Source organism: Iocasia fonsfrigidae (assembly GCF_017751145.1).
GTDB classification, from domain to species: domain Bacteria; phylum Bacillota; class Halanaerobiia; order Halanaerobiales; family DTU029; genus Iocasia; species Iocasia fonsfrigidae.
The window spans coordinates 1,403,586-1,419,513 of sequence record NZ_CP046640.1 but is presented as its reverse complement, the minus strand read 5'-3'; the positions used below and the strand labels follow the sequence as shown (position 1 = coordinate 1,419,513).

Annotated in this window: 16 protein-coding genes; 5 read left to right on the top strand and 11 right to left on the bottom strand. The window is 32.2% G+C overall.

The genetic code is table 11. From position 1 onward, the window contains the following. Positions 1 to 35 precede the first annotated feature (35 nt). On the bottom strand, positions 36 to 176 hold the full coding sequence (locus tag GM661_RS06740; protein WP_269059911.1) for a desulfoferrodoxin family protein: 141 nt from the start codon (positions 174 to 176) through the stop codon (positions 36 to 38). Between the two features lie 135 nt (positions 177 to 311). Between GM661_RS06740 and GM661_RS06735 the strand changes: the two genes are divergently transcribed. Beyond that, positions 312 to 1,097 (top strand): hypothetical protein, encoded by a 786-nt coding sequence (locus GM661_RS06735; protein ID WP_230869327.1) that lies wholly within the window; start codon positions 312 to 314, stop codon positions 1,095 to 1,097. A gap of 133 nt (positions 1,098 to 1,230) precedes the next feature. Here the strand turns inward: GM661_RS06735 and neuC are convergent, their stop codons facing one another. From neuC to GM661_RS06720, 3 genes are read right to left on the bottom strand one after another with little or no spacing between them, the layout of a single operon-like run. After that, positions 1,231 to 2,397: a UDP-N-acetylglucosamine 2-epimerase gene (neuC, locus tag GM661_RS06730; RefSeq protein ID WP_230869326.1), complete on the bottom strand. Its 1,167-nt coding sequence runs from the start codon at positions 2,395 to 2,397 to the stop codon at positions 1,231 to 1,233. Then, positions 2,394 to 2,705: a hypothetical protein gene (locus tag GM661_RS06725; RefSeq protein WP_230869325.1), complete on the bottom strand. Its 312-nt coding sequence runs from the start codon at positions 2,703 to 2,705 to the stop codon at positions 2,394 to 2,396. Before GM661_RS06725 ends, neuC begins: the two co-directional genes overlap by 4 nt. A 2-nt stretch (positions 2,706 to 2,707) precedes the next feature. After that, on the bottom strand, positions 2,708 to 3,757 hold the full coding sequence (locus tag GM661_RS06720) for a sugar phosphate nucleotidyltransferase (protein ID WP_230869324.1): 1,050 nt from the start codon (positions 3,755 to 3,757) through the stop codon (positions 2,708 to 2,710). Between the two features lie 808 nt (positions 3,758 to 4,565). Between GM661_RS06720 and tnpA the strand changes: the two genes are divergently transcribed. The 3 genes from tnpA to tnpC all read left to right on the top strand — a co-directional run bounded on the left by tnpA (position 4,566) and on the right by tnpC (position 6,930). Continuing rightward, positions 4,566 to 4,886, top strand: coding sequence for an IS66 family insertion sequence element accessory protein TnpA (gene tnpA, locus GM661_RS06715; RefSeq protein ID WP_230868043.1), 321 nt, complete (start codon positions 4,566 to 4,568; stop codon positions 4,884 to 4,886). Next, positions 4,880 to 5,236, top strand: coding sequence for an IS66 family insertion sequence element accessory protein TnpB (gene tnpB / locus GM661_RS06710; protein WP_125989607.1), 357 nt, complete (start codon positions 4,880 to 4,882; stop codon positions 5,234 to 5,236). The genes tnpA and tnpB overlap by 7 nt, the downstream gene beginning before the upstream one ends. Positions 5,237 to 5,334: 98 nt before the next feature. Next, positions 5,335 to 6,930 (top strand): IS66 family transposase, encoded by a 1,596-nt coding sequence (gene tnpC / locus GM661_RS06705; protein WP_230869323.1) that lies wholly within the window; start codon positions 5,335 to 5,337, stop codon positions 6,928 to 6,930. Between the two features lie 326 nt (positions 6,931 to 7,256). Here the strand turns inward: tnpC and GM661_RS06700 are convergent, their stop codons facing one another. The 3 genes from GM661_RS06700 to GM661_RS06690 all read right to left on the bottom strand — a co-directional run bounded on the left by GM661_RS06700 (position 7,257) and on the right by GM661_RS06690 (position 10,269). Further along, on the bottom strand, positions 7,257 to 8,234 hold the full coding sequence (locus GM661_RS06700) for a glycosyltransferase family 10 domain-containing protein (protein WP_230869322.1): 978 nt from the start codon (positions 8,232 to 8,234) through the stop codon (positions 7,257 to 7,259). Between the two features lie 73 nt (positions 8,235 to 8,307). After that, positions 8,308 to 9,381: a mannose-1-phosphate guanylyltransferase gene (locus tag GM661_RS06695; protein ID WP_230869321.1), complete on the bottom strand. Its 1,074-nt coding sequence runs from the start codon at positions 9,379 to 9,381 to the stop codon at positions 8,308 to 8,310. Between the two features lie 57 nt (positions 9,382 to 9,438). Continuing rightward, positions 9,439 to 10,269, bottom strand: a complete 831-nt coding sequence (locus GM661_RS06690; protein WP_230869320.1) for an alpha-1,2-fucosyltransferase — start codon at positions 10,267 to 10,269, stop codon at positions 9,439 to 9,441. A gap of 297 nt (positions 10,270 to 10,566) precedes the next feature. Here GM661_RS06690 and GM661_RS06685 point away from each other — a divergent pair, with 297 nt between their 5' ends. Beyond that, the gene (locus GM661_RS06685) at positions 10,567 to 11,334 is read left to right on the top strand and encodes a glycosyltransferase (RefSeq protein ID WP_230869319.1); all 768 of its coding nucleotides are present in this window, start codon (positions 10,567 to 10,569) and stop codon (positions 11,332 to 11,334) included. A 256-nt stretch (positions 11,335 to 11,590) separates the two neighbouring features. Here the strand turns inward: GM661_RS06685 and GM661_RS06680 are convergent, their stop codons facing one another. The 4 genes from GM661_RS06680 to GM661_RS06665 are packed head-to-tail and all read right to left on the bottom strand — an operon-like array spanning position 11,591 to position 15,893. Then, positions 11,591 to 12,901, bottom strand: coding sequence for a nucleotide sugar dehydrogenase (locus GM661_RS06680; RefSeq protein ID WP_230869318.1), 1,311 nt, complete (start codon positions 12,899 to 12,901; stop codon positions 11,591 to 11,593). A 6-nt stretch (positions 12,902 to 12,907) separates the two neighbouring features. Next, positions 12,908 to 14,023 carry a DegT/DnrJ/EryC1/StrS family aminotransferase gene (locus GM661_RS06675; protein WP_230869317.1) on the bottom strand — a complete coding sequence of 372 codons (1,116 nt, stop codon included), beginning with the start codon at positions 14,021 to 14,023 and terminating at the stop codon, positions 12,908 to 12,910. A gap of 21 nt (positions 14,024 to 14,044) precedes the next feature. Continuing rightward, positions 14,045 to 14,785, bottom strand: coding sequence for an acyltransferase (locus GM661_RS06670; RefSeq protein ID WP_230869316.1), 741 nt, complete (start codon positions 14,783 to 14,785; stop codon positions 14,045 to 14,047). Continuing rightward, on the bottom strand, positions 14,772 to 15,893 hold the full coding sequence (locus tag GM661_RS06665) for a Gfo/Idh/MocA family protein (RefSeq protein WP_230869315.1): 1,122 nt from the start codon (positions 15,891 to 15,893) through the stop codon (positions 14,772 to 14,774). The genes GM661_RS06670 and GM661_RS06665 overlap by 14 nt, the downstream gene beginning before the upstream one ends. Positions 15,894 to 15,928 lie beyond the last annotated feature (35 nt).

The window sequence follows — 15,928 nt, the reverse complement described above, 5'->3', positions numbered from 1 at the left end:
ATATGTTATGTCAAGATATAAAATTTGTTACAAAATCAGCTTGAAAACAGTAGGGCTACTTCAGCCTTACACTCAAGTGTAAGATTAACTCTTCCTAAATGATAGTAGTTAGCATAGAGATCAACATATTGAATAAAGTGGGCATTTTCCATTGGATGGTTAATCTCTTCACCCATAGTAATTTACAGTAAGATATGGCAAAATATTCGACAAAATTATGAACATAATTAGTTAAAAGTAAATATAATAATTAATAAATATTAGTGATGAAAAACATCATTACAGTAAACTCACAAAAAGGGAGGAAAAAAATGCAAATCTCATCCTATGACTGGTTCATTGACCGTGAAAAAAACAAACCTTGCTTGGTGGCTGGATTAGCTCCAACGATAGAGGATTTTCCATATAAAAAATTTGATGGTATATATCTTACTTGCAATGACGGTCCGATTCGTTTGAAAGATCTATTTCAAGCTAATTATTGGGTAAACGCCACTACTGGATTTCCTGACCCTGTATTTCATTCAGATATTATTAACTCATTTCCAGAAACAGTTTTTATATTTGCTGATTCGGTATGCTATCGGAATAAACATTTAGATATTGATTTTTTGCGTAATAATTTAAAAGTAAAATGGTTTGCCTATGATCAAAGTCATTTCAATCATCAACCTTGTCCGGGTAAGTTTTCTCGTGGTTTTATATGTTGTGAATTAATTGATATATATCCGGAAAGAGATACTTTGCAGGAATTGATTCAAAAGCGATATCATACTATAGATCATTATTCGCCGGGTAACACAGTTGCTATTCATGTACTTGCTTTTGCGATTATATTAGGTTGTAATCCTATTTACCTTCAAGGAATAGAAATCCCGGTTTATAAGCATGAATATATCCATAGAGGAGAGTCAAAAACTTGTATAAGCGATGAAAAATCAGTATTCTACCAATGTATTCCTCGAATACTTGCGGATTTTAAATATTTAATTGATCTTGCATATGCAAACAGTATTGAAGTTTATAACTTAAGTCGCACATCAACTTTAAATAAAATTAATAACCTAAAATATAAAGATCCCACTGAAATTTTATAAGGTAGGGGCAGAAATATTGGAAAAAATAGAGAAACATTAAAAATAATCCTACTGTAAAGTGCAAAAATAATTTCACTTTACAGTAGAGATTATTTATTAAAAAAAATTATTAAGCTACTTATATGAAATGTATTCAATAAATAGTAACATTATAAAATTTCTTTTTAAGATCTATATTTTTAAATGACCATTCTGTTATTACATTAATAATTTTATCTGATACCTTTCCATCTCCATAGGGATTTTTAGCATATCTAATCTCCTCTTTATAATCATCAGATAGGGCTTTCTTCAAAACTGCTATTATATCATTTTTTATTGGCTTACAATTGATTACTGTCTCAGCCTGTATTCTACCCTTTTGTCTATCACCTATATTTACTGTAGGAACCTTAAATGTAGGTGCTTCAATAATACCACTGGAAGAATTACCTACAACAGCATCAACATATTGCATAGTGCTTAAATATCTGATTTGGCCCATAGATGTAAAACCAATTGCTTTTTCTGTGTTTTTTCTGACATACTTATCTATCATTTTATTAATAATTCTTCCATCTGTATCTGAATTTGTTTTAGTAAATATTATTTTTAAATTATCTATTTCATCAAAAGCATCTAAAATATTTTCGAATTGCTCCCTTGAAGTATTTTCTTCCAGGGTTACTGAATGAAATGTCACTAATATAGTTCTTTCCCCAAACTTAAAATTAATATCTTTTTCTAATTCTTTTTTTGAAAGGAGTTTTAGTTTTTTAATATTTTCAATTCCTATTGCTCCTACATTAAAAACTCTATTAGGATGTTCACCCAGCTGGATTACTCTTTTTCTATATTCACTAGTACTGGTAAAATGCAAATAGCTCATCTTTGTAATAGAATGTCTAAAGGCTTCATCAAAGGCACCTTCGGTAGTTTCCCCACCATGTAAATGAGCAACTGGAATTTTTGTTATACAGGCTGCACTAACTGCTGCAAATATCTCATATCTATCACCAAGGACAACTATCAGATCAGGTTTTAATCTCTGATAAGTTTCTGAAAAACTTATTAAAGTAAGTCCCATAGATTTGGAGATTCCTATGGGAGTATCTGAGCTCAATAGAATTTCTATTTTTTCATCAATCCTGTAACCATCTTCAATTATTTCTTGATATGTCAAGCCAAACTCTGGTGATAAATGCATTCCTGTTACTATTAACTGCAGTTGTAATTCTCTAACACTCTTTATACTTTCCATCAGAGGACTTAACAGACCATATTCTGCTCTGGTGCTAGTAATTAAACAGACCTTTTTCATCCCTCTATCAGCTCATCTTCTTCATAATTTCTTTTAGCAATATCTTTAATCATTTTATCCCATCTCATTGGTGAGATTCCGTTTCCCGGCCTTTTAACAGCTAAATTATTCTCTGAAAAAACTTCCCTTTTTCTTGTGTTGCTTTTTGTAACTATACTTTTTCTTGCAATTCTATAATGATTAACAATTAATCTTTCTTTATCTTGAAACATTGATAACACTTCCTTTATAAATAAATCTCCTTGAGTTATTGTATCTATTACACTTTTACAATATTTTCCTCCGCCTATTAGCAAGATATCTTCCATCACTAAAAACCTAAGCTTTCCAGCATCTTTTTCATTTCTTTAAATTGGCCCATATCAAGCCATGACTCTTCACTTACAGGATATGCTCCAACCCTTTCCCCTTTTTTTATATAATTTTTTATCAAATCAGTGAGATGATAAAATTTATTGACAGGTATATCAGTTAGTGTTTCTGGTTCTAAGATATACATTCCTGTATTTATTAAAAAATCAAATTCAGGTTTTTCACTTATTTCCCTGATAATGCTTTCCTCATTTAATTCTATTACTCCATAAGGAACAGTAAAAAATTTAAGAGAAGTTATAACTGTAATCTTATTTTTATTTTCTTGATGAAATTTAAGCATTTTATAGTAATTACCACCTATTAAAATATCACAATTGCTTACAAAAAAGGGTTCCTTTATTTTGTCTTTTAGCAAATATAGGCTTCCAGCTGTTCCTAATGGTTTTTCTTCTTCAATATATTCAATTTCATAATTTTTATCTAAATCATTAAAATAAGCTTTAATTAAATTCTTTTTATAATTAATGGTAAGATAAAATTTTTCACAACCAAAATCTATAAATCTATTTATTATCCTTTCAACTACTGGTATATTCCCTATTGGAACCAGAGGTTTGGGGAATACTTTGGTAATAGGATCCAGCCTTGTTCCTTTTCCACCGGCCATTATTACAACCGGACTGCTTATATAATTATAAGATTTTAATTCTTTATCATAAAGATCCTTCCAGAGTATTATATTTATAACTTCCTTTTTTTCATTTACTACAGGTATTGCTTCAATCAGTTTTTTCCGCATGATGTCTTTAGCTTTAGACTCTTCTCCACACATAAGATAGACTGGATTATGGTTCATTATTAATTTAACTTTTTCATTTAAATCTCCATTCATCAAAATCCAGCGCCTGATATCTCCATCAGTTATTACACCCTTTAATACTGTATCCCTGGTTATTAATAGAATTTTATTGGCAGTTTCATCTATTTTTTTTATAGCCTCTTTGATTGTAATCCCTTCATTTATAAATAGATCTCGTATATTCATCTATATCCCTCTTTAAGATTGAAGTCATTTAATACTTGAATAATTGTCAATATATTTTACCTGCACAAAGTTTCTGGTAGAACCATCAAAGGCTCTTTATACTATTACCCTCTTTAAGTAATCCTGCTACAAATAGCTTCCTATAAACCCCCTGCCCCTGTTACCAGAACTTTTTTCACAGCTATCTCCAACCCTTCCCATAATTTAAAAAATTATATTGGTGAATTTAATTTATTAAAGTATTTTAGTATTTAATAGAGCTGCTTATTGGCTTTCGTATCTCATCACCCCTTATATAATCTCGAAGTTAGACCCTTATTATATTATATGTTATGTTAAGATATAAAAATTTGTTACAAAATCAGCTTGAAAACGGTAGGGTTGCTTCTACCTTACATTCAGATGTAAAATTAACTTTTCCTAAATGATAATAGTCTAGCATAGAGATCAACATATTGAATAAAGCGAGCATCTTCCATGAGGTGATTTATATTATATCCTCGCCCATGGTAATTTTTACATCAAAGTATTCTTCTTTTTTAGCTTTATCTAGCCTGAATATAAAGAACACGTTTACAAAATAAATAAGGAATCTCTTCTGGATAAGGAGATTAAAATCCCCAGAGAAGATTCCTCGTTACATAAATTATTATCTTAAAACATCACTTTTTTTATCTTTCAATAAGATTTATAACTTCTATAATTTTATTAGAAAAACTTTCACTATTAAATGTAAGCGTCAAATATAACCCACATTCCTTACAGCCGAAATCTATGAGATAATTTCCCTGAGGGAGGTTATTTGAAGATGAATAACAAACGTGAAATCTGGATTGAAAGAATCCAGGATTACAAAGCAAGTAGTTTAACTGCTGCCAAATGGTGTGAAGAGAATGGTCTAAACATTAATTCTCTAAGATACTATATTCATAAATTTAATAAGGAAAAGAAAGAACAGGAATCTAGTCAAACTAAATGGACAGCTGTATTCCCTGCCCGAGCAGAAAATAACAATTCTGAAACTAAAACCATAAAAATAACTATAGGTCAGGCGATCATAGAGGTCGTTCCAGGTTTTGATTCTAATACTTTTGAAACTCTTATCAGGATTCTTAAAGAACAATGTTAAATCAGCATCATATCAATAAAGTATATTTATCCCTGGGGCCTACAGATCTTAGGAAATCAATCAATGGCCTATCCTTAATAGTTCAGGAGAGCTTTAAGCTCAATCCCTTTTCTCATGACCTCTTTGTCTTCTGTAACAGAAAGCAGGACAAACTCAAGATTTTGGAATGGGATAATGATGGTTTCTGGTTACACTACAAACGCCTGGAAAAAAGTAGATTCAGATGGCCTGATGGTACTACTGGCTCTACAGTAATGATTGATGAAAGACAATTCAGGTGGTTACTTGATGGTTTATCTATTCATCAAAAAGGTGCTCATCCTGCCGTTAAAGAAAGAATAATCATCTAAAACAAACTTTAGACAAAAGCCTCAAAAACATTGTAAAACCAGAGCTTTTATGCTTAATTTTAGTATCTTTTTTCTCCTAAAAATGATATAATAGACTTATGAAAACTACTGATAAATCAACGATTATACAAGTTAATAAAGAAGAAAATCAAGAGCTATCTTTAGAAGATAAAATTGCAAGACAGGCTCAACAAATTGAAGAATTGACAGCTAAATTAAACTGGTATGAGGAGCAATTTCGCTTAAACCAACAAAGACGATTTGGTGCTTCTAGTGAAAAATTTAATTCTAATCAGTTATCAATTTTCAATGAGGCTGAACAGGAAGCTAAGGTCAGTCTCAAAGAACCTGAACTCGAGGAGATTACATATAAAAGACGTAAGGGCAAAAACAAAAAGAAAAAGTCCTTCGAAGATCTCCCTGTTGAAGTCATTGAATATCATCTAGATGAAGCTGAGCAGATCTGTCCGCAATGTGGTAAGCAACTTCATGTCATGAGTAAGGAAATTAGAAAAGAATTAAAGATTATTCCTGCTCAGGTTAAGGTTGTTGAACATGTTCGTGATGTTTATGCCTGTAGAAATTGCGAAAAGGAAAATATCACAACTCCAGTAATTACTGCTCCTATGCCTAATCCAGTTTTAAAAGGGAGTTTTCTCTCTCCATCGTTACTGGCATATATCATGGATACCAAATATTCTCAAGCAGTACCTCTTTACAGACAGGAGAAACAATTTAAGAATTTTGGCATTGAGCTATCCCGTCAAAATCTGGCTAACTGGGTAATCCATGGAGCCAACAACTGGCTTAACTATCTATATGATAGAATATATGAATATTTATTAAAAGAAGATATCGTACATGCTGATGAAACTACACTTCAGGTTTTATCTGAAAAAGGTAAAGCAGCTAAAAGCAAATCATATATGTGGCTCTATGCTACTGGAGTTTCCAGTCCACCGATCTACTTATATGAATATCAACCTTCCAGGGCTAATGAACATCCGAAGAAATTCTTAACTGGATTCAGTGGGTTTCTTCAAACCGATGGCTATGCTGGGTACAATAGTGTTCAGGACGTCACCCAGCTCGGATGTTTTGCTCACGCTAGACGTGGTTTCACAGATGCCTTAAAGGCATTACCTAAAGGCTCTGTTCACTTAAAAACTAATGCTGAGGAAGGTCTGAATTTCTGCAATCGACTCTTCCAGATTGAACGGGACTTAAAAGACTTATCAGCTGAAGAAAGATATCAAAAACGCCTTGAACAAAGCAAACCAGTTCTGGAGGCCTTTTTGTCATGGCTAAAAATCAAGGAACAACAGACTTTACCTAAAAGTGGTCTCAGCAAAGCTATTAAATATTGTCTCAATCAATGGCCTAAACTAGAAGCCTTTCTCCTGGATGGTAGACTAGAGATCAGTAATAATCGGGCAGAAAGAGCAATCAAGCCCTTTGTTATTGGGAGAAAGAACTTTCTATTTTCCAAGTCGGTAAAAGGAGCTACAGCCAGTGCCATTACTTACAGTATCATAGAGACCGCCAAAGCAAACAACTTAGTACCATTCTTTTATCTAAAATATCTTTTTGAGAAACTACCCAACATTGATCTACAAAATATAGATGAATTGGATGAATTATTACCTTGGTCTCAATCTATTCCGGAAGAATGCAGGATTCCTCATAAGAATTAGCCTATCATAATGTCCTCAATTTTTCCAGGTGGGGACGTTTTGACGCTTACCATTCAGATGTAAAATTAACTTTTCCTAAATGATAATAGTCTAGCATAGAGATCAACATATTGAATAAAGCGAGCATCTTCCATGAGGTGATTTATATTATATCCTCGCCCATGGTAATTTTTACATCAAAGTATTCTTCTTTTTTAGCTTTATCTAGCCTGAATATAAAGAACACGTTTACAAAATAAATAAGGAATCTCTTCTGGATAAGGAGATTAAAATCCCCAGAGAAGATTCCTCGTTACATAAATTATTATCTTAAAACATCACTTTTTTTATCTTTCAATAAGATTTATAACTTCTATAATTTTATTAGAAAAACTTTCACTATTAAATTGTTTAATTTCATCCGAAATTAAATATTTTTCAATATTTCTTAAATACTGATTATAAATATCTTTATTTACATTCGATATATATTTATATAACTTCTCAACATCCATAAACTTCCGATAATCAATAAAACATTCTTTAGGAATAAATTCTTCAATATTATTAGCACCCCAATATATAGGAACTACTCTAGCTTTAAAACAGTCAAATATTTTTTCAGTAATATAACCATTAATATTCCTCATATTTTCAAAAGACAAAGCAAACTTATATTTTTTATAAGTTTTTATTTTATCTTCAACCCTTCCATGATAATTCTTATACATTTTTAAAGCTCTTTCCCAACCAAATCCGTAAAAATCAAAATTATTAGAGTATTTTTCTTCAAAAAACTCTATAACTTCTAATCTTTTACTATATAACTCATCAGGATGTGTTGAAAATTTGTACCCTGATATATTTGTTAAGAGTTTTTTATTTTCAAAATTTACCTTTTGAATATTTACTTCCCCAAAGTATTCTGGATAATTTATTTTAATATATTTTCTATTATCTATTAAATCATCCTGCCAGGTCATTATATATTTAAAAGTATTCTCCATTTTTTTTAAAACCTCTATAGAATTTTCTGCTCTTACTACAGGCGGTTCTAACATTATATATATTAACTTATTACCTAAACCATTTGCCTGGCATTTTTTGATTTCATTTATATTTAAATTCAAAAAGAAAACGGCATCTAATTTTTTATAATCACTATATAAGTCAATAGTATTTAAATCAATATTCATTTCTTGCAACCTATTCTTCAGTATATAAAAAGGCATTAATACATTATCCCGATTTAATGTTTTATTCTCTAGATTAAACAAACTATTATTATAAAATACTCTACTAGGTATAAAAGCAATTTTTTTCATGTTTATTCACTCCAATTTAATAGATAGACCCAAAACACCATCTAAATCTTATATTCAATTTAGATGGGAAGGTTCACAGATATTCTATTAATCCACATTTTTCTAATTTTTCTCTAATCTTCTTAACTTCCTGAGCTCTTTTTTTATCACAAATGAGAATAACATCTTCGGTATTTATAATAATCATATTCTTTAAACCAATAGTCGTTATTAATTTATCCTGGTTATAGATTATTGAATTTTCTGTATCAACCCCTAAATGCTTACCAATAATAGTATTGCACCGTTCATCTTGTTCTTTAACATATTTTAAGCCAAGTAAATTTCCAAGGTCACCCCAGGCAAAATATCCGGGTAATACATAAACATTATCTACCTTCTCTAAAATACCAGAATCTATAGATACTGCTGTAAGCTCTTTAAATTCTTCTAAAATCACTTTTCCGAACCAGTCTGTATTGATTACTCTTTTTATTTTTTGTAATGAATCATATAATTGAGGAATATTCTTCTTAATACTTTCCAGAATAACCTGGTTTTGCCAGATGAAAATTCCACTATTCCAAAAATAGTTGCCTGTCTTTAGAAAAGTCTCTGCCTTTGCTCTATCCGGTTTTTCAATAAATCTTTTTACCTTAAAGACCTGATATGTAAAGTCCTGATCAATTTGACCTATATGAATATAACCATAACCAGTCTCTGGATAAGTTGGTTTTATACCCAAAGTAACCAACTTTTCACCAGATGACGCTACTTCAATAGCTCTCTTTATAGTTTCAATAAAGTTAACTTCATCATTAATTAAATGATCTATTGGTAAAACAATCATTATAGAACCAGGATACTTGCTTTCAATAAAAAGGGCAGAAAGTCCGATAGCAGCAGCAGTGTTGCGTTTTAATGGTTCTATAATAATATTCTCGGCCTTTATTTCCTTTACTTGTTCCTGAATTTTTTGCTTATAATCAGTATTAGTTGCAATAAAAATATTTTCTATAGGTACTAAGTTATTAATCCTCTCAACTGTTTGCTGTAACATATTTTTCTGATTATCTAATAATTGTACAAATTGCTTTGGTCTATTCCTCCTACTTAAAGGCCAAAAACGGGTTCCCTCTCCTCCAGCCAGGATTAAAACATTTATCATTTGCTCTCACTTCTTTCACATATTTTATATTTTCTATACTAAAGTAAACTTTCATATCTAAACCTCAATTTTAAACCAACCGTCTGGAATTAAATCCCTTATATTCTCAGTCTCATCATTAAACCATCTTGATGGAGCAATTACCATCTTATTTTTATTATTATTTAACCAGGCAGCCCACCAGCTAAAAGAACTATTAGCTAAAATATTATGTTTACATAAACTCATAAGCTGCATATCTTTATAACTATCCTCACCTTTATTCCAATCAACAAAAACTGTATTCTCTTCTAACCTTATATTTTCTTTTACCCATTCTATTTCATCAGAACAAATGTAAAAAACTGGCTTGTTTATTTTTTCTTTTATCAACTTTACTGCTTTTTGATAATATTCTAATGTACATATACGAGCAACATTTTTAATACTAACATAATCTCCCCTTCTAATATGAAGACTAACTGAATTTACTTCATTTATCTGATCTACAATTTCTATATTTTTATTATCTAACGGCCTTTTAAAAACAAATTCCTTTTTGATAATTCCATCTATACTTTTGAAGTATTTTTCAGTTTGCCAGTAACCGTAATATAGGACATCTCCCTTTATTTCAAATACTTCTTTATCAAAATTAAACTGCCTTTCAATAAATATAGTACTTAATTTTGAATCACTATTATTTATCAAATAATCAATTTCCTCATTAATTGCTAAATCTGCCTTTATACCAAAAACCTTACTTAATTCATAACCATAATGAAATTTACTTAAAATATAAGGTGTTATATCTAACTTAACATCTGTAAACCTTTCTTTAAGGCTCAGATAAAAAGCATACTGAAACATTTGATTACCTAAACCACCTGTTATTCGAACAATTTTCATGGCTAGATAACTCCTTTTTAACTTTCTTTAAAAATACTATATGTCATTTATAATAAAATGTGATATACAATCTATAAGAAATGATAACTATTTTTTTAATGGTAAGGAAATTATGCATTTTTTCATTGCAAGTAATTTCCTTACCATTAAGAAATTTACTTTTAAAATAAGTTGGCAAAATCAATTTGTTCTAATGAGAGAAAAATATTATAAAGACTTTATGACACACATTTATGTAGATTGCGTCATATAATAAGTTATCTGTTTAAATCATCAACAATTATGGAAGGTGGAGCAATGATTGAAAAAATGGATATTAATGATATTTTTAAAATAATTGGATATACCCCTCCAGATCGTACAAATTTAAACTCCACTGGTTTGGTTTCAATTATAACTTCTACTAATAAAACAGAATATTCCAAAAATATATTTATGAATTATAATCAGCAAAACTATCAGGATAAAGAACTAATAATTATTCTTAATAATAATAATTTGGATATACAAAAATGGCAGGATTACAGTAAGTCTTTTCAAAATGTACAGGTTTTTCAATTAGATGAATCAACTACACTTGGTTCCTGTTTAAATTTTGCAATTGAGAAATCAAAGGGAGATTATATTGCTAAATTTGATGATGATGATTATTATGGACCGAACTACCTGATAGATCAAATTAACTGTTTTTCAGATGTGAATACCCAGATTATCGGCAGAGTGGAAAGATTTATGCATTTTCCTGAATCAAAAATATTAGGAATAGCAAATATTGGTGTAAGAAACTGTTTTCACAATTGGATCATAGGACCCTCACCGGTAATCAAAAGAGATGTATTTAATAAAGTAAAATTTAATGATATTAATAGGGGTGAAGACCAAACTTTTTTTCGTAAATGTCTTAAAGTTGGATTTAAGCTATATACTGGAAATCCCTTTAATTATGTACAAATCCGTCATAGAGATCTAAATAAGCATACGATGAAAGTATCTGTTGAACTATCTCAAAAGGCTTGTAAAATTATTGCTATAACAGATAATTTTAAACCATTAGTGACAATGTAAATATATCCAAAGTATATAATGAGTGTGAGTGTTTTTAATTGACAATGGACAATGTACACTGAGCCTTCAATCCTAGAGAAAATTATAATTCTATAGCGACTTTATATTTTTTACGTAGGCAGGACGCCGGAGTAAAAAATATGTAACAGTGACTGGAGGCAGGACACCGGAAGGAACGACAAGCGGTAGAATTATAATTTTCTCGGACGTTATTATTAAAATTACTTTAAAACTTATCCACAATCCCTTATTTTTTTCAAAGACTCCAGTATAGGAATTTCATCTTCTGGGCCTCTGTTTTATTAAAGATACCTTTTAGGTCTATTAATACCGGCCTATTCCCGGAATACATTTTCTTTAAATCATAAAGCTTTAAGGTTTTAAACCCCTGATGTGGAACAGCAAAAATTAACACATCCATCCCCTTTATATCTTCTAGATTCTCAAGTTTAATATTATATTCTTCCTGTACTTTAGTCGGTTCGATAACAGGATCCACCACCTTTATTTCCAGGCCATATTCTTTAAGTCCCCTGATAATATCTATTACCCTAGTATTTCTTAGATCTGGAACATCCTCCTTATAGCTTATACCCATAATTGTAACCCTTGCTCCTTTTATTTTTATCTCTGCTTCAAGCAGTTTTTTAATAATATTATCAATTACATATTTAACCACACTATTATTAACTCTTCTTCCTGACCGTATAATCTCTAAGTGATGGCCTAGCTGTTCTGCTTGATAAAGAAGATAATAAGGATCTACTCCAATACAATGTCCACCTACCAGCCCAGGAGTAAAATCGATAAAGTTCCATTTAGTTCTTGAGGCTTTTAATACATCTTCTATATCAATATTAAGTTTATTTAAAAACATAGCTATTTCGTTGATAAAAGCTATGTTAATATCTCGCTGGCAATTCTCCATGATCTTTGCCGCCTCTGCCACCCTGATGCTATCTGCTTTATGAACACCTGCTTTAATTACTAATTCATAAACCCTGGCAATTATACTTAGAGACTCTTCATCAACACCTGCTACAACTTTTTTAATAGTTTCCAGTTTATGTACCCGATCACTGGGATTAATCCTTTCTGGTGAATAGCCCACTTTAAAATCTCTCTTACACTGGAAACCTGATACCTGCTCCAAGATGGGAATACAGACCTCTTCCGTCAATCCTGGATAGACAGTTGATTCATAGACTATAAAAGCCCCCTTGTTCATATTTCTGCCTATCATTTCACTTGCGTCAATTAACGGCCTTAAATCCGGTGTTTTATCACAATTAACCGGAGTAGGGACAGTAACAATGTAAAACAGGGCTTCACTTAGCTTACTTTCATCAGTAGTAAATAGGACAGAAGTCTTCTCAAGAAGGTTACCCCCAACCCCATCGGTAATATCTATCCCTGTTTTATATTGATTTATTTTTTTAGTATTAATGTCTAAACCAATTACTTCTACCTTTTTAGCAAAGGCGGCAGCTAATTGAATACCTACATAACCCAGTCCAACGATAGCCATCCTGGTTTGCTTATTAACAAGTTTTCTATATAAATCCATATTTATTCACCTCATTTTACTTGCAAACAACTTAACTATATAAGATATTTCTTCATCGTTTAACCCTGGGTCTATGGGTAAAGCCAGAACCTGTTTACAGATCTTTTCAGCAACAGGTAACTCCCCTTCCTGATACCCTAATCCTTTAAAACATTTCTGTAAATGTAAAGGTAAGGGGTAGTAGATGCCAGTAGAAACCCCATTTTTTTCTAAAAATAATTTTAATCTATCTCGATCCCCTGTCCTGATCACATACTGGTGAAAGACATGAGTACTATCCCTTATTTTTTTAGCAGGTAATGAAACCATTCCATCTAATTTATTTTCCTTAAATGCACTGTTATAAGTGACAGCCACCCTCTGCCTATTATCAGTCCATTCTGTCAGGTACTCCAATTTAACTCTTAAAATGGCAGCCTGAATGGCATCAAGTCGGCTGTTATAACCTATTTCCTGATGGTAATATTTTCGTTCTCCTCCATGTAATCGTAATCTTTTAATCTTTTCTGCCAGTAATTTATCATTTGTTAAAACCATGCCCCCATCGCCATAAGCTCCTAAATTTTTAGAAGGAAAAAAACTTAATGCTGCAGCATTACCAAAATTCCCTACCTGAATCCCTTGATATTTCGCTCCAATTGCCTGGCAGGCATCTTCTACCACTTTTAAATTATAATCTGCTGCTGTCTCCATAATTTTATCCATTTCAGCAGGCTGTCCAAAAAGATGGACGGGTATAATTGCCCTGGTTTGGTCTGTAATTTTTTCTTTAATTTTTTCAGGGGCAATATTATATGAGATTGGGTCTATATCAACAAAGGCAGGGATTGCCCCTAAATGGGAAATAACACCAGCTGTAGCAAAAAACGTAAAAGTAGGTAAAATTACTTCATCACCAGGTTTTATCTCCAGAGCCTTTAAAGAAAGCAGTAAAGCATCAGTCCCGGAAGCAACTCCAACAGCATAATCTACACCACAATAACTGGCTATCTCTTTTTCTAATTTCTCTACCTGTTCCCCCAGTATATATTGACCGCTTTCCAGAACACTATTAACAGCAGCCTTGATCTCACCTTTTATTTGTTGATACTGACCTCTTAAGTCTAATAAAGGTATTTTCAAATATCAATACTCCTTTCGTAACTATTGATTTTCTAATAACTGCTCAGCAGGTACATCTCTATATACTTTTGCCGGCACCCCCATTACTATCTTTCTAGCCGGAGTATCCTCTGTAACAACACTTCCAGCTGCAACCAGGCTTTCTTCATTAATAGTTATCCCTGGTAAGATAGTGGCATTAGCCCCAATCCTACCACCTTTTTTGACAGTTACTCCCTGCTGATACTTAAACCTTTCCCGGCTGCGCCCTACAAAGTTATCATTAGTAGTTACCAGACTAGGGGCAATAAAGACATCATCTTCAAGGACTGAATAAGCAGTAAGGTAAGCATTGGTCTCCAGTTTGCAATTTGCGCCAATCTTACAGCAATTCTCAACAGCAACATTCCTACCGACAATTGTATTGTTTCCTATGGAAACATTTTCTCTAACTGTTGCTAGATCTGCTATTAAAACATCAGCTCCGATTACTGAACCTGCATAGATGACAACACCTGTACCAATTAAAGCCCCATTCCCAATAACAGGCGGGGCTTTTTTATCCTGGTCCTGAAAGACACTGTTTACAGCCCGCATGGGCTGTTTCCCAATCACTGTATTATCATCAATTCTAACATTATCACCTATTCTGGTACCTTCATAAAGCACAATATTGTTTCCAATGGTAACATTTTTGCCTATTTCTACCCCATCTTTAATAACGGTGAACTCGCCAATAACTACATTTTTGCCCTGAATAATATTAGTACTAATTTTTTTCATTACGGTTCACTCCACTTGTAGTAGAATAAGCGCCTAATGGGAATTGAACAGGTTGTCTGAGTCTGGCTGATTTATAAATCCCTAATATTAATTCCACCGCCTTTTTTCCTTCCTCCCCATCAACTAAAGGCTTACGGTCTTCCTTTACTGCTCTTATGAAGTCTTTAAATAATAAATTATGGCCATAGCCGTAAATAGTCTCTACCTCATAATTAGTTGTTTTTATCTTTTCTTCTTCTACTGGTTCAATATCAGCAAACTTCCAGTCTATAATTTGGTTCATGGCTATACCGGATACCCTTACTGTCCCTTTTTCACCAAAGATACTGAAGGTTTCTTCCAGATTACGAGGATAAATACATACTGTCCCCTCTATTAATCCTATGCTGCCGTTATTAAACCTTACTACTGCTAACCCTACATCTTCTGTTTCAATCTTCCTTAAGAAGGTATCTGTTTCTGCATAGACTCTTGCTACATCTCCTAACATCCATTGCAATAAATCTATATTGTGAATACACTGGTTCATTAAAATACCCCCATCAAGAGCCAAGGTCCCATGCCAGTCATCCATCTTATAATAGTCATCATTTCGGTTCCAGCGGACACTGGCTACTCCATAGAGCAAACAGCCAAAACGGCCATTGTCTAAAGCCCTTCTTAGTTTCTGGATAGTTGGGTTAAAGCGGTTTTGGTGGCAGACAGCCAATTTCAGTTTCTTTTTTTCAGCAAGTTCTATCATTCTATCGGCATCACCTGTTGAAAGGGCCATGGGTTTTTCAACAATTACGTGTTTGCCAGCATTTAAAGCATCTATGGCAAGCTGAGGGTGGTAACCACTTTCAGTAGCAATGGTTACCACCTTTACCCTTTCATCATTAAGTAACTCTTGATAATCTTGATATTTTTTTAGCTGATTTTTAGTAATATCAAAAACTGATTTTCTCAGATAATTACTATAATAGTTTACTGCCTGCTGCATCTTATCTGGAACAATATCACTTACAGCAGTTAGCAACGCTTCCTGGTAATTATGGATGATACCTTCAATATGCTTTTTAGAGATGCGCCCACAACCTATAATGGCAAAATTTAATTGATTGCTCATAATATCTCTCCGTATTTGATCTTACGCCCTAACGG

Bases quoted from the DNA above. Each gene is read 5' to 3' on its own strand.
- GM661_RS06700 (WP_230869322.1), bottom strand. From the start codon at position 8,234: ATGAAAAAAATTGCTTTTATACCTAGTAGAGTATTTTATAATAATAGT.
- GM661_RS06690 (WP_230869320.1), bottom strand. From the start codon at position 10,269: ATGAAAATTGTTCGAATAACAGGTGGTTTAGGTAATCAAATGTTTCAG.
- GM661_RS06725 (WP_230869325.1), bottom strand. From the start codon at position 2,705: ATGGAAGATATCTTGCTAATAGGCGGAGGAAAATATTGTAAAAGTGTA.
- GM661_RS06740 (WP_269059911.1), bottom strand. From the start codon at position 176: ATGGGTGAAGAGATTAACCATCCAATGGAAAATGCCCACTTTATTCAA.
- GM661_RS06720 (WP_230869324.1), bottom strand. From the start codon at position 3,757: ATGAATATACGAGATCTATTTATAAATGAAGGGATTACAATCAAAGAG.
- tnpB (WP_125989607.1), top strand. From the start codon at position 4,880: ATGTTAAATCAGCATCATATCAATAAAGTATATTTATCCCTGGGGCCT.
- GM661_RS06685 (WP_230869319.1), top strand. From the start codon at position 10,567: ATGATTGAAAAAATGGATATTAATGATATTTTTAAAATAATTGGATAT.
- tnpC (WP_230869323.1), top strand. From the start codon at position 5,335: ATGAAAACTACTGATAAATCAACGATTATACAAGTTAATAAAGAAGAA.
- GM661_RS06665 (WP_230869315.1), bottom strand. From the start codon at position 15,893: ATGAGCAATCAATTAAATTTTGCCATTATAGGTTGTGGGCGCATCTCT.
- tnpA (WP_230868043.1), top strand. From the start codon at position 4,566: ATGAATAACAAACGTGAAATCTGGATTGAAAGAATCCAGGATTACAAA.
- neuC (WP_230869326.1), bottom strand. From the start codon at position 2,397: ATGAAAAAGGTCTGTTTAATTACTAGCACCAGAGCAGAATATGGTCTG.
- GM661_RS06680 (WP_230869318.1), bottom strand. From the start codon at position 12,901: ATGGATTTATATAGAAAACTTGTTAATAAGCAAACCAGGATGGCTATC.
- GM661_RS06695 (WP_230869321.1), bottom strand. From the start codon at position 9,381: ATGATAAATGTTTTAATCCTGGCTGGAGGAGAGGGAACCCGTTTTTGG.
- GM661_RS06670 (WP_230869316.1), bottom strand. From the start codon at position 14,785: ATGAAAAAAATTAGTACTAATATTATTCAGGGCAAAAATGTAGTTATT.
- GM661_RS06735 (WP_230869327.1), top strand. From the start codon at position 312: ATGCAAATCTCATCCTATGACTGGTTCATTGACCGTGAAAAAAACAAA.